The 12,699-nt window shown below is 59.9% G+C and carries 12 protein-coding genes and 4 tRNA genes; 5 read left to right on the forward strand and 11 right to left on the reverse strand.

Going from position 1 to position 12,699, the window contains the following annotated elements:
* Positions 1-91: 91 nt before the first annotated feature.
* The 5 genes from ACLD1X_RS16515 to ACLD1X_RS16535 all read right to left on the reverse strand — a co-directional run bounded on the left by ACLD1X_RS16515 (position 92) and on the right by ACLD1X_RS16535 (position 2,792).
* On the reverse strand, positions 92-502 hold the full coding sequence (locus ACLD1X_RS16515) for a sel1 repeat family protein (protein WP_429369390.1): 411 nt from the start codon (positions 500-502) through the stop codon (positions 92-94).
* The gene (locus tag ACLD1X_RS16520; protein ID WP_003223109.1) at positions 503-874 is read right to left on the reverse strand and encodes a hypothetical protein; all 372 of its coding nucleotides are present in this window, start codon (positions 872-874) and stop codon (positions 503-505) included. It lies immediately after the preceding gene.
* Entirely contained in the window at positions 871-1,212 is a 342-nt protein-coding gene (locus ACLD1X_RS16525) for a helix-turn-helix domain-containing protein (RefSeq protein ID WP_429369392.1), read from the reverse strand. The genes ACLD1X_RS16520 and ACLD1X_RS16525 overlap by 4 nt, the downstream gene beginning before the upstream one ends.
* Positions 1,213-1,327: 115 nt before the next feature.
* Positions 1,328-1,783 carry a YkvA family protein gene (locus ACLD1X_RS16530; protein ID WP_429369394.1) on the reverse strand — a complete coding sequence of 152 codons (456 nt, stop codon included), beginning with the start codon at positions 1,781-1,783 and terminating at the stop codon, positions 1,328-1,330.
* Between the two features lie 292 nt (positions 1,784-2,075).
* Entirely contained in the window at positions 2,076-2,792 is a 717-nt protein-coding gene (locus ACLD1X_RS16535; RefSeq protein WP_429369396.1) for an FKBP-type peptidyl-prolyl cis-trans isomerase, read from the reverse strand.
* Positions 2,793-3,061: 269 nt separating this feature from the next.
* Between ACLD1X_RS16535 and ACLD1X_RS16540 the strand changes: the two genes are divergently transcribed.
* Both ACLD1X_RS16540 and ACLD1X_RS16545 read left to right on the forward strand, forming a co-directional pair.
* Positions 3,062-4,864, forward strand: a complete 1,803-nt coding sequence (locus tag ACLD1X_RS16540) for a di-heme-cytochrome C peroxidase (protein WP_429369398.1) — start codon at positions 3,062-3,064, stop codon at positions 4,862-4,864.
* Positions 4,865-4,892: 28 nt separating this feature from the next.
* Positions 4,893-6,029 carry a catalase family protein gene (locus tag ACLD1X_RS16545; RefSeq protein ID WP_429369400.1) on the forward strand — a complete coding sequence of 379 codons (1,137 nt, stop codon included), beginning with the start codon at positions 4,893-4,895 and terminating at the stop codon, positions 6,027-6,029.
* A 190-nt stretch (positions 6,030-6,219) separates the two neighbouring features.
* On the opposite strand, the gene ACLD1X_RS16550 is transcribed toward ACLD1X_RS16545, so the two are convergent.
* The 4 genes from ACLD1X_RS16550 to ACLD1X_RS16565 form a co-directional block, all read right to left on the reverse strand.
* Positions 6,220-6,296 (reverse strand) — tRNA-Asp (locus ACLD1X_RS16550).
* A gap of 19 nt (positions 6,297-6,315) precedes the next feature.
* A tRNA-Val gene (locus ACLD1X_RS16555) sits at positions 6,316-6,391 on the reverse strand.
* Between the two features lie 198 nt (positions 6,392-6,589).
* Positions 6,590-6,666 (reverse strand) — tRNA-Asp (locus ACLD1X_RS16560).
* Positions 6,667-6,685: 19 nt separating this feature from the next.
* Positions 6,686-6,761 (reverse strand) — tRNA-Val (locus ACLD1X_RS16565).
* Positions 6,762-6,920: 159 nt separating this feature from the next.
* Between ACLD1X_RS16565 and rdgC the strand changes: the two genes are divergently transcribed.
* The 3 genes from rdgC (at position 6,921) to sugE (ending at position 9,401) form a co-directional block, all read left to right on the forward strand.
* On the forward strand, positions 6,921-7,841 hold the full coding sequence (gene rdgC / locus ACLD1X_RS16570; protein ID WP_007969735.1) for a recombination-associated protein RdgC: 921 nt from the start codon (positions 6,921-6,923) through the stop codon (positions 7,839-7,841).
* Positions 7,842-7,989: 148 nt separating this feature from the next.
* Positions 7,990-8,955, forward strand: a complete 966-nt coding sequence (locus ACLD1X_RS16575) for a bile acid:sodium symporter family protein (protein WP_429369402.1) — start codon at positions 7,990-7,992, stop codon at positions 8,953-8,955.
* A 131-nt stretch (positions 8,956-9,086) separates the two neighbouring features.
* The gene (gene sugE / locus ACLD1X_RS16580) at positions 9,087-9,401 is read left to right on the forward strand and encodes a quaternary ammonium compound efflux SMR transporter SugE (protein WP_057399377.1); all 315 of its coding nucleotides are present in this window, start codon (positions 9,087-9,089) and stop codon (positions 9,399-9,401) included.
* Between the two features lie 124 nt (positions 9,402-9,525).
* Here the strand turns inward: sugE and ACLD1X_RS16585 are convergent, their stop codons facing one another.
* Entirely contained in the window at positions 9,526-11,400 is a 1,875-nt protein-coding gene (locus ACLD1X_RS16585) for an MFS transporter (RefSeq protein WP_429369405.1), read from the reverse strand.
* Positions 11,401-11,496: 96 nt separating this feature from the next.
* Positions 11,497-12,648, reverse strand: coding sequence for a TDT family transporter (locus tag ACLD1X_RS16590; protein ID WP_429369406.1), 1,152 nt, complete (start codon positions 12,646-12,648; stop codon positions 11,497-11,499).
* Between the last annotated feature and the right edge of the window lie 51 nt (positions 12,649-12,699).

Here is a 12,699-nt window from a genome sequence, read left to right on the forward strand (position 1 = left end):
GCTCCCACAGGATTTGGTGTCGTTCGCAATACCCACATTTGACTCGACATCTGTGGGAGCGAGCCTGCTCGCGAAAGCGTCAGACCAGCCACTAATTATCCAAAGGACCGCGAGACGCCAACTCTTTGAGCTTGATCTCGGCCAACGGATGCCCAGCCTTGGCAGCCATCGCCCAGAACCGCGCCGCTTCAGCCGGATCCGGCGCCTTGCTCGCCGTCCCCGCCAGGCTGATCACGCCCACTTGATACGCCGCCTTGCCATCGCCCGCCAACGCCGCCAGGCGCAACAAACGCACGCCCTCCTCACGAGCACCGAGGCCGACACCGCGAAAGGTCAGGATGTGCCCATAGAAGCTCTGGGCGCCGACATTGCCCAGGTTGGCCATGCGGGCGAACTGGCCCTCGAGCCAGCGCCAGCCTCGTGGCTGCCGGACAAACCATGACCAGTGGAACAATCGGCGCGCGAGCCAGTAACCGGCCCGTGCCTTGAGTTGTAAAAACACTCAGGCCTCGGCCGATTCCGGGTATTCGTATTCGAACACCCGCACCACTTCCGACGCGTGCCAGGACGCGGCGGCAACACCATCCGACGGCCCGGAAAAACGCCCGAGGCGTTCGACGCACTCAAAGAACCCGGTGCGCGGCAAGCGGCTGGCGCCCTGACTGATCACCAGAGAACTGCGCAAGGGTTGTTCCGCCTTGGCGTCCAGGGCCGCCAGATGCTCAAGGGCCGCCGTCAGGGTCTGCATGGCCGGGGTCGGCAGCTGCAAACGCTCCAGCAATGCCCGATACGTCAACAAATGGCGCTGGCGCCGCGCCTGATCCAGTTCGCCCAGCAATCCGTCCCAGTGTTGACGACTGATGCGTACGCTCACGATTCATCCCTCCACCCTGGCACCGTCAATTCCCAGGCCAGGCTGCGGCGAATCGCGGCGTCGGGCAGACGCTCGCCACTTTCGATCATGGCCAGGTAAGACGGGCTGATGCCTACCGTGCGGGCCAGCGCCTCGATGGCGATGCCCTTCCCTTCGCGCAAAATGCGTAATTGATCCAGCCCCGGAAGAATCGGGTCTGGTACTGCTGCCTGAAACTTCGTGGTTTCAGGTGATGCTTGCTCCTTGATGCCTGCTGCTTTCAGTAACGCCTGATACTGAGCCCATGGCAGAACCGCATATTCGGGCTCGCCTTCGCGTGTAATTATCTGAATATCCATGACTACCCCGTAGGACAAAAACACTTAGCGAGTCAGCACTTTTCCTTAGAAGTGTAATCCTAACAGCGGCCAAGGTCGCGGGGGCGTATCAATCTGTGAACAGGTCGAAATCGACTCAGGTTTTTTTCGGGCCTTGAAGTTGCAGTTGCTCGGGGGTATCAGGCAGACGCTCAACCACCGCGAGCTTCTCCGGCACCTGCCGTTTGCGCCAGGTGCGGAAGGCATTGAGTTCGTCGTCGAGTACTTTCATCAGCCACGCCAATACCGCGATGTCATCGAGCATGCCGAATACCGGAATGAAATCCGGAATCGCATCCACCGGGCTGAGGAAGTACATCAGGCCCGCAACGACCGAAACCAGCGCCTTGGGGCTGATGGCGCGATACTCACCCCGCCAGTAGGCCAGGCAGAGTGCCTGCAACAGCTTCAAGTCGTCCTTGAGCTTGCCCAGTCGATTGCCCTGGCTCGCGCCTTTGCTGGCGACCGCGAACAGCAGGGTCGGCAATCGGCCGCGTGCCAGCAGGCGCCCGGCCAGTGGCAGGAAACGAGCGAAATTCCAGGGTGCCTTCATGATTCCTCCCGTTGAAATGTTATCCACACAAATTGTGGATAACCTTGTGAACAGAGCTGCTTTTCGCCGCTGCAAGCCCCGTTTTACAAGGCCTGCGTTCAGATCGGGCGTTTTTTACTCATCAAAAAAAACCCATAATTTCATTGACTTGGCGGCCTTGTGCGTCTACCGCCAGGGCTACTATGCCTGAGACTCCGGTCTAGAGCGTCTGTTCGTTTTGTTTACCCGTGCCGAGCGCCAGATGCAACAACGCCCCGCATGAGCGAGGCGTTGTTATCGAAGCAGACGCTGCTTACTTGGCAGGAGCGTCTTCTTTTGCCGGGTCCTTGATGGCCAGCAGTTCCAGGTCGAATACCAGCACCGAATTGGCTGGAATCGCCGGGCTCGGGCTTTGAGCGCCGTAAGCCAGGTCAGCAGGGATGTACAGTTTGTACTTCTCGCCAACGTGCATCAGTTGCAGGCCTTCGACCCAACCCGGAATCACGCCGCTGACCGGCAGATCGATCGGGCTGCCGCGCTCGACGGAGCTGTCAAAAACGGTGCCGTTGGTCAGTTTGCCGGTGTAGTGGACGGTCACTACGTCAGACGGCTTTGGCTGAGGGCCATCGGCTTTCTGCACGACTTCGTACTGCAAGCCCGAAGCGGTAGTCGTCACGCCGGCTTTCTTGCCGTTTTCCTCGAGGAACTTCTTGCCGGCAGCAGCCGACTCTTCGCTCATCTTGGCCATGCGCTCTTCGGCACGCTTTTGCAGCGCGGCGAACGCCTCGACCAGTTCTTCGTCCTTGAGCTTCTGCTCTTTCTTGCCGACGGCGTCTTCGATGCCCTGGGCTACAGCTTTGGAATCGAGATCATCCATGCCTTCCTGAGCCAGGCTCTTGCCCATGTTCAGGCCAATGCCGTAGGAAGCTTTTTGCGCCGGAGTTTTCAGCTCTACGCTGGTCTGCGAATCACAACCCGCGAGTACCAGGCTAACCAGGGCCACCGCCGCCGCCAACCGATGCTGTTTCATGCTATTTCCTTGTTCATGCGCCTAAAGGGCAATCGAGTAAAGCCGCGAGCTTATCAGGCCGCCACGACCAATGGCTACCGGCATGAGAGCCGGAAACACTTGATAAGTTCAGGTGTTTAAACGCATTTCACAATTCGGCTGATGAAGCTTCTTTCATCTTGTTCCGACGCAGACCGGTTCCTGAACCTACAACATCTGGCGTAATGGCCTCTTGCCGCACCTTGGGGACTGGGGGATAACGGCAAGATCACCCGACAAGGATGTTTATCTTGCGCCTCTTCTTTCGCTTGCTGGCTCTCATCGCAGTGCTGCTCGGGCTGGTCATGGCCGTGGTTCTCTACTACGTAGCCAACCCGAAATTGCCGGTCTGGTCGCCCGCGCAACAGGTACATTACCTGGAGCAATGGAGCGCCACCGATCGAGAGACCTATTACTTCACTCCCCAGGGCACTCAGGTCAAAGGCTTGCACTATGACTGGTTCACCGCCCTCGAACTGCCTTTCTCGCAGCAACGTTTCGCCGCCCCCGAGTACCTCGCACGTTTCGGTTTTCTGGTGGACCCCGGCCAGAAACCGACACCGAACAACCCCGGCAACCTCCCGGCAGGCTTTACCCGGCACCAGAATGCAGGGAGCCCGGATGTGCTTCTGGACATCACCTGCGCGGCCTGCCACACCGGTGAGCTGCGCTTCAAGGGTCAAGCGGTGCGTATCGACGGCGGCTCGGCGCAGCATGTCCTGCCGTCGAGTGTTCCTACACTCAAAGGCGGCAGTTTCGGACAAGCGCTGGTGGCCAGCCTGGTCTCGACCTATTACAACCCGTGGAAGTTCGAACGTTTCGCCCGCAACGTGCTGGGCCAGGACTACGACGCCCGCCACCAACAGTTGCGCAAGGAATTCAAATCTTCACTCGATACATTCCTCAAAGTGGCCTGGAACGACACCCATCGCGGGCTCTATCCAACCGAGGAAGGCCCGGGGCGTACAGACGCCTTCGGACGCATTGCCAACGCCAGTTTCGGTGACGCAATTTCCCCCGATAACTACCGCGTAGCCAATGCCCCGGTCGACTATCCGCAGTTGTGGTACATGTGGACGTTCGAATGGGTGCAGTGGAACGGCTCGGCGAAACAACCGATGGCGCGCAACATCGGCGAGGCGCTGGGCGTCGGCGCCACGCTGGATTTCTTCGACAGGAACGGCCAGCCGCTGACGGGCGATGCCCGCTATCCCTCCAGTGTCCGTGTGCGCGACCTGCACCTGATCGAAGAGACCCTGCAACGACTCTCGCCGCCCGCCTGGCCTGAAGATCTGCTGGGTGCGATCGACAAACCCCTGGCAGCAAAGGGGCGCACCTTGTTCACGGAAAATTGCGCAGGCTGTCATGTACCGCCTGCCACCCAGGGCGAGGGGCGATACGTTCAGCACTTGAAAATGCTCCCGGTGGATTACATCGGCACAGACCCCGGTGCGGCCAACAACATCGCCGACCACCGCTTCGACCTGACAGCGCTGCAATGGACGCAGGCGGATCTGGACAAACTTGATGTAGAGCCAAAACCCGCCGAACCCCTGGACCTGAGCAGGATGTCCGTGGCCAAGGGGCTGGCCTATGTCACGGCATTTGTCCGGGACCGCGCGTATCAGGACGCCCACGTCAGCCCTGCCGAGCGCCCGGAAATGGACGGTTTCGGCCTGCCCATCGGTGTGCGCGAATTGCGTTCGTACAAGGCCAGGCCATTGGCCGGTGTCTGGGCGACCGCGCCGTTCCTGCACAACGGTTCGGTGCCGAGCATTTATCAATTGCTGTCGCCTCAGGATGAGCGTGCGACCACGTTCTACAAAGGCACTTTCGAATACGACCCGGGACACCTGGGTTACCGCACCGAAGCCATCACCAATGGTTTTCTGTTCGACACGCGAATCACCGGCAACCACAACAGCGGTCATGAATTCCGCGCCGGCAAACCCGGCAACGGCGTGATCGGCCGCTGGCTGCAGCCGGAGGAGCGCTGGGCGCTGCTGGAATACCTGAAGGTGCTGGGCGGCCCGCTGGAAGCGCAATTGCCATGAACCCAGCCCACGACAAAAGGACTTTCCCATGCTGACAACTCTCTGGCTGCGCCTGGGCGCACTCCTCGGCAAGCTGGTGCTGTGGCTGCTGGGTCTCGCAGTGCTTGGCTGGGTATTGGCCACCGCCTGGTTTGCCTGGCAGCATCGCGGACCGGTGTCGGCGCAAGAGCTCATACCTGAGGGTGAAGCGGCGATGACCCAGGACATCATCCAGACCGCCGTGCGCATCGTCGATCAGCACCGTGAAAACACCCGCTACCTGCGCGACGCCCATGCCAAGGCCCACGGTTGCGTGAAGGCCGAAGTCCGGGTGCTGCCGGAACTGCCAGGCGAACTGCGCCAGGGCGTGTTCAGCGAGCCGGGCAAAATCTGGCAAGCGACGATGCGCCTGTCCAACGGCAATGCCTACCCGCAGTTCGACAGCATCCGTGACGCCCGGGGCATGGCGATCAAACTGTTCGATGTTCCGGGTAAACAACTGTTGAGCGATCAGCAGGGGCGAAGCGAACAGGACTTTGTGATGTTCAGCCATCCGAACTTCTTTGTCAGCAATGTCGCCGAATACCGTCAGAACGTCGCCGCCCAGGCCGATGGTAAAAAGATCATGGCTTTTTTCCCAGGCTGGGATCCACGCACCTGGCAGGTTCGTCACCTGTTTATTGCCCTGGCGACATTGTCCCCCGCCCCGTCGAGCCCAACCCAAACGACCTACTTTTCGGTGTCACCCTACAAATTCGGTGAAGCCAACGCGAAGTTCCGGGTGATACCCGATCCGGATAACTGCCCGGCCTACAGCCTGCCGGAACAAAATCGCAAGCTGCCAAACTTTCTGCGCAATGCGCTGAACCAACAGCTGTCGACCGACCGGGTGCCCGCGTGTTTCGCCCTGCAAATCCAGCGACAGGACGCCAACAAGTACATGCCGATCGAGGACACCAGCGTTGAGTGGAGTGAAAGCGATGCGCCCTTCGAAACGGTGGCGCGGATCAACGTGCCGGCGCAGGACTTCGATACACCGGCGCTGAACCTGCAATGCGACAACCAGTCGTTCAACCCCTGGTTTGGCATCGAAGCACACCGCCCTATCGGCGGGATCAATCGCCTGCGCAAGGCCGTGTATGAAGCCGTCAGCGACTACCGCCACAGCCGCAACACCGGACTGTAGGAGCGAGCTCGCTCGCGAAAAACCAATGGGCTCCGCTGGCTATCTGAAATTACGCGTTATCGTTGACGACCATCGCGAGCGAGCTCGCTCCTACAGGGCGCGAAAAAAGCCAAATCCCGGACAGCAAAAAGCCCGCACTAGGCGGGCTTTCTGTGGTGACCTGGCGTTCAGTGTTCCAGGTTACCGAATATGGCGCAGCGGACGGGACTCGAACCCGCGACCCCCGGCGTGACAGGCCGGTATTCTAACCGACTGAACTACCGCTGCGCGAAACGCTTGAAACGAATGGTGGGTGATGACGGGATCGAACCGCCGACATTCTGCTTGTAAGGCAGACGCTCTCCCAGCTGAGCTAATCACCCTTCGCTTCGTTACGGGACGCATTATGCCACAAGTTTTTATAAAGTGTTGATTTATTTGAAGTTTTTTTCAAAAAAATCTAAAAACCGGTGAAACGACACGTCCCGCGGGTACAACATACAAACTTGAGGCAGAAAAAAGCCCGCCTAAGCGGGCTTTTCCGTGGTGACCTGGCGTTCAGTGTTCCAGGTTACCGAATATGGCGCAGCGGACGGGACTCGAACCCGCGACCCCCGGCGTGACAGGCCGGTATTCTAACCGACTGAACTACCGCTGCGCTAAACACTTGAAACGAATGGTGGGTGATGACGGGATCGAACCGCCGACATTCTGCTTGTAAGGCAGACGCTCTCCCAGCTGAGCTAATCACCCTTCGCTTCGGTGTGGCGCGCATTCTACGGAGCGACCCAACCTCTGGCAAGCACTTTTTAAAATAATTTTCTCAGGCCTTCCAAAGGCTTAGAGAAAGGTTGGCCTATGGCACGGCGAAGACAATAATGCCCGCCTTTGTATAAAGGAGAGGCTCACCCCATGTGGTTCAAAAACCTGCTTATCTATCGCCTGACCCAAGATCTGCCTGTTGATGCCGAGGCGTTGGAAACTGCACTGGCCACCAAACTGGCGCGCCCATGTGCAAGCCAGGAGTTGACCACCTACGGTTTCGTCGCGCCGTTCGGCAAAGGCGAAGATGCACCGCTGGTGCACGTCAGCGGTGACTTCCTGCTGGTTTCCGCGCGCAAGGAAGAACGTATTCTGCCGGGCAGCGTTGTGCGTGACGCCGTCAAGGAAAAGGTCGAAGAGATCGAAGCCGAGCAAATGCGCAAGGTCTATAAAAAGGAACGCGATCAGATCAAGGATGAAATCATCCAGGCCTTCCTGCCTCGCGCCTTTATCCGCCGTTCGTCGACCTTCGCCGCCATCGCGCCGAAACAGGGCCTGATCCTGGTCAACTCGGCCAGCCCGAAACGCGCCGAAGACCTGCTGTCGACCTTGCGCGAAGTGATCGGCACCCTGCCGGTACGTCCGCTGACCGTAAAAATGTCCCCGACCGCGACCATGACCGAGTGGGTCACCACGCAGAAAGCCGCAGACGATTTCTTTGTGCTGGACGAGTGCGAACTGCGCGACACCCATGAAGACGGCGGCATCGTGCGTTGCAAGCGCCAGGACCTGACCAGCGAAGAAATCCAGTTGCACCTGAGCACTGGCAAAGTGGTCACGCAACTGTCCCTGGCCTGGCAGGACAAACTGTCGTTCGTCCTCGACGACAAGATGGTGGTCAAGCGCCTGAAGTTCGAAGACCTGCTGCAAGACCAGGCGGAACAGGACGGCGGCGACGAAGCCCTCGGCCAACTGGACGCCAGCTTCACCCTGATGATGCTGACGTTCGGCGACTTCCTGCCGGCGCTGGTTGAAGCGCTGGGCGGCGAAGAGACTCCGCAGGGGATCTAACAGCTTGTGATCTCAAACTGTGGGAGCGGGCTTGCTCGCGAAAGCGGAGTATCAGTCGACATATAGATTGACTGACCCACCGCCTTCGCGAGCAGGCTCGCTCCCACATTGGTTTTTTGTGGTGCTACTTAATAATAAGGATCAAGCCATGCGCGCACTGGCTGCATTGAGTCGTTTTGTCGGCAACACCTTCGCTTACTGGGTCCTGATTTTCGCGGCCGTGGCGTTCCTGCAGCCGGCATGGTTCCTCGGCCTCAAAGGCGCCATCGTGCCCTTGCTGGGGCTGGTGATGTTCGGCATGGGCCTGACCCTCAAACTCGAAGACTTCGCTGAAGTCGCTCGCCACCCATGGCGCGTGGCCCTGGGCGTGGTTGCACATTTCGTGATCATGCCCGGTGTGGCGTGGTTGCTCTGCCAGGCGTTCCACTTGCCGGCGGAAATCGCCGTCGGCGTGATTCTGGTGGGCTGCTGCCCAAGCGGCACCTCGTCGAACGTGATGACCTGGCTGGCCCGTGGCGACCTGGCGTTGTCGGTGGCCATCGCCGCCGTCACCACCCTCCTCGCCCCGTTGCTGACGCCAGCGCTGATCTGGCTGCTGGCCTCGGCCTGGTTGCCGGTGTCGTTCATGGAGTTGTTCTGGTCGATCCTGCAAGTGGTGCTGTTGCCGATCGTGCTGGGCGTGGTGGCCCAACGGCTGCTCGGTGACAAGGTGCGACACGCCGTGGACGTGTTGCCGCTGGTGTCGGTGGTCAGCATCGTGATCATAGTCACCGCAGTAGTCGCCGCCAGCCAGGCGAAGATTGCCGAGTCCGGCCTGCTGATCATGGCCGTGGTCATGCTGCACAACAGCTTTGGCTACTTGCTGGGTTACTTCACCGGGCGCCTGTTCAAGCTGCCCCTGGCACAGCGCAAGTCCCTGGCCCTGGAAGTCGGCATGCAGAACTCCGGACTGGGTGCGGCGCTGGCCAGTGCGCACTTTTCGCCACTGGCGGCGGTGCCCAGCGCATTGTTCAGCGTCTGGCACAACATTTCCGGGGCGCTGCTGTCGACTTACTTCCGTCGCATGAGCGAGAAACAGGACCGGGAAATCGCTGCTCAACAAGCCACTGAATGATCTGCGATCTTGATCCGCGATCTTGATCCCCGGGTTAATACTGGGCACTATATTGCGCATCGCGAGGACGACCTCGCGGCTCGATCGAGTCATTAATCTGGGGACGACCCCGTCAATCGATGGAGGTCTTCATGTCCTGGATCATTCTGTTTTTCGCCGGCCTGTTCGAAGTCGGCTGGGCCGTCGGCCTCAAGTACACCGACGGCTTCACCCGCCCGCTCCCCACTGTTTTGACCGTTGCGGCCATGGCCGTCAGCCTTGGCTTGCTCGGCCTTGCCATGAAGGAATTGCCGCTGGGTACGGCCTATGCGATCTGGACCGGCGTCGGTGCCGTAGGCACGGTGATCGCCGGGATCATTCTGTTTGGCGAATCCATGGCGCTGGTGAGGCTGGCCAGTGTGGCATTGATCATTACCGGGTTGGTTGGCCTCAAGGTCAGCGCCTAGGCCACTATCGCCTTCGCGAGCAGGCTCGCTCCCACAGGTTTTTCCGTTTCACACAAGTGTCGTGCTCACTGAAGATCCAGTGTGGGAGCGAGCCTGCTCGCGAAGAGGCCGGTAGAATCACCGATTATCTTACGGCCCCGCGCAATTCCCCCACCAACGCCTGCAACCTGGCAGGCTCCGCCGCCTCAACCGCTACCGCCGGCCCTGCCACCAGGGTCACCCGCGACCACAGGCGATGAAACAGCCCCTTACCCGGATCGCGGCTGAAGAAACTCCCCCACAACCCTTGCAAGGCCAACGGAATCACCGGCACCGGCGTCTCTTCGAGAATGCGCGTCAAGCCACCCTTGAACTCATTCATCTCGCCATCGGCGGTCAATTTACCCTCGGGGAAGATGCACACCAGCTCACCGTCCTTCAGATACCGGGCAATGCGCGTGAAGGCCTTTTCGTAGATCTGGATGTCTTCATGACGCCCCGCGATTGGAATCGTCCCCGCGGTGCGGAAGATGAAGTTCAGCACCGGCAAGTTGTAGATCTTGTAATACATCACAAAGCGAATCGGCCGACGCACCGCCCCGCCAATCAGCAAGGCATCGACGAATGACACGTGATTGCACACCAGCAACGCTGCGCCTTCATCGGGGATCAGGTCCAGGTTGCGGTGCTCGACGCGGTACATGGAATGGCTGAGCAGCCAGATCATGAAACGCATGGTGAACTCGGGGACGATCCTGAAGATGTAGGCGTTGACGCCGATGTTCAGCAGCGAGACCACCAGGAACAGTTGCGGGATCGACAGCTTGGCCACGCTCAGCAGGACGATCGAGACAATTGCCGACACCACCATGAACAATGCGTTGAGGATGTTGTTGGCGGCAATCACCCGCGCCCGCTCGTGCTCGGCGGTACGCGACTGGATCAATGCATACAGCGGCACGATATAGAAACCGCCGAAGACGCCCAGGCCAAGGATATCGAGCAGCACCAGCCAGGTGTGGCCGAAACCGAGGATTTCGATCCAGCCATGGCCGGCGGCACTGTCCGGGATCCCGCCGGAATGCCACCACAGCAGCAGACCGAAGACGGTCAGGCCAAACGATCCGAACGGCACCAGGCCAATCTCGACCTTGCGTCCGGAAAGCTTCTCGCACAGCATCGAACCCAAGGCGATGCCGACCGAGAACACCGTCAGGATCAGCGTTACCACGGTTTCGTCGCCGTGCATCCATTCCTTGGCATACGCCGGGATCTGCGTCAGATAGATCGCCCCGACAAACCAGAACCACGAGTTGCCGACAATCGAGCGCGACACCGCCGGCGTTTGCCCCAGGCCCAGTTTCAACGTGGCCCAGGACTGGCTGAAGATGTTCCAGTTCAGGCGCATATTCGGCGTGGCGGCCACCGCGCGGGGAATGCTGCGGCTGGCCAGGTAGCCGAGCACGGCAATGCCGATGATCGCCGTGGACACCACCGGCGCGTAATGCGCCGAAGACATCATGACCCCAGCGCCAATGGTGCCGGCGAGGATCGCCAGGAAGGTGCCCATTTCCACCAGGCCGTTGCCGCCTACCAGCTCATCTTCACGCAGGGCCTGCGGCAGGATCGAGTACTTCACCGGCCCGAACAGCGCCGAATGGGTGCCCATGGCGAACAGCGCCACCAGCATCAGCGACAGGTGATCGAACAGGAAGCCGACAGCGCCGACCGCCATGATGGCGATTTCCCCAAGCTTGATCAGGCGGATCAACGCGTCCTTGGCGAACTTTTCCCCGAATTGCCCGGCCAGGGCCGAGAACAGGAAAAACGGCAGGATAAATAGCAGCGCACACAGGTTGACCCAGATGGAGCGGTCACCTTCGATGCTCAGCTTGTAGAGGATGGCGAGGATCAACGACTGCTTGAATACGTTGTCGTTGAACGCCCCGAGGGACTGGGTGATGAAGAACGGCAGGAAGCGCCGGGTGCGCAGCAAGGTGAACTGTGAGGGGTGACTCATCTTCCATGTGTCCCTGATGTTAGGTAGCGAGTGGCCTGGATTCTTATTGGATTATCAAATACCGATCCAGGCCACACATTACCTAATCTTTGCCGGTTATTTCTTCAATCCGGCAATGCACGGCGAGACAAACAGTTCGCCACGCCAGGCGCCCAGCACCGTGCGCTTGCCGACGATCAGCCACATCACGGCCAGCAACGCTACCAGCACACAGCCAGACACACTGAAAAACGTCAGGCTCAAGGTAGTGGCCAGCTTCAACGTCGCCAGAGAATACACGCCCAACGGGAAGGTGAAGCCCCACCAGCCGAGGTTGAATGGAATCCCTGCACGCAGGTAACGCACAGTGATCAGCAACGCCATCAGCATCCACCACAAGCCGAAGCCCCACAGGGTGATACCGGCCACAAGCCCCAAACCTGCAGCAATCTCACCAATACCCGGCAAACCGTTGGCCGCGAAAATCAGTGGTGCATCGCCGCCCAGTACCAGCATGCCCAACGCACCGGTGCCGATCGGGCCAAGGGCCAGCCAGCTCGAGGCGGCCATGTTTTCGTGGGGCAGTTTATGCAGGGCCATGCGCAACAACAGAATGGTCAGGATGCTGAAGGCCACCGGCAGGGAAAAGGCCCAGAGCACATAGCTGGTCACCAGCACCACCAGTTGCGCATGAGCGTCGGCCAAATGCGGCGCCAGCAGGCCACCGCTGGCGGCCGCCACTTCTGCCGCGACCACCGGCAACAGCCAGACCGCTGTCATCTGGTCGATGCTGTGCTCCTGGCGGGTGAACATCATGTAGGGAATCAGCACTCCGCAGGCCAGCGACATCGCCACGTCCAGCCACCACAGCACCTCGGCGACGTGAATCACGCCTTCCCCCCAGCGCGGCAGGCCGAACACCAGGAAGCCGTTGATGATGGTTGCCAGGCCCATCGGGATAGTGCCGAAAAACATCGATACCGTGGAGTGGCCGAAGATCCGTCGCGCTTCATCGAAAAACATCAGCCAACGCGCCGCGTACATCGCCGTGAACAGCAGAAACAGCCCGATATTGAACAGCCACAGGGCTTCGGCGAAGGCGTGCAAGGCGGGTATGGCGACCGGCAATTGCGCCAGCGCCAACGCCAGCACACCGGTGCCCATGGTGGCCGCGAACCAGTTGGGGGTGAACTGGCGAATCACCTCGCGGGGATGCTGCAAGTGACTGAAAGGTTTGATACCGGGCTTGATGCTATTGGCGCATGTCATGGCGAACTCCTGTCCTCTCGTGAGGTAGAGCCCATGTTAGATCCGAATCGA

The organism is Pseudomonas sp. 18173, from assembly GCF_050432945.1.
Lineage (GTDB): Bacteria > Pseudomonadota > Gammaproteobacteria > Pseudomonadales > Pseudomonadaceae > Aquipseudomonas.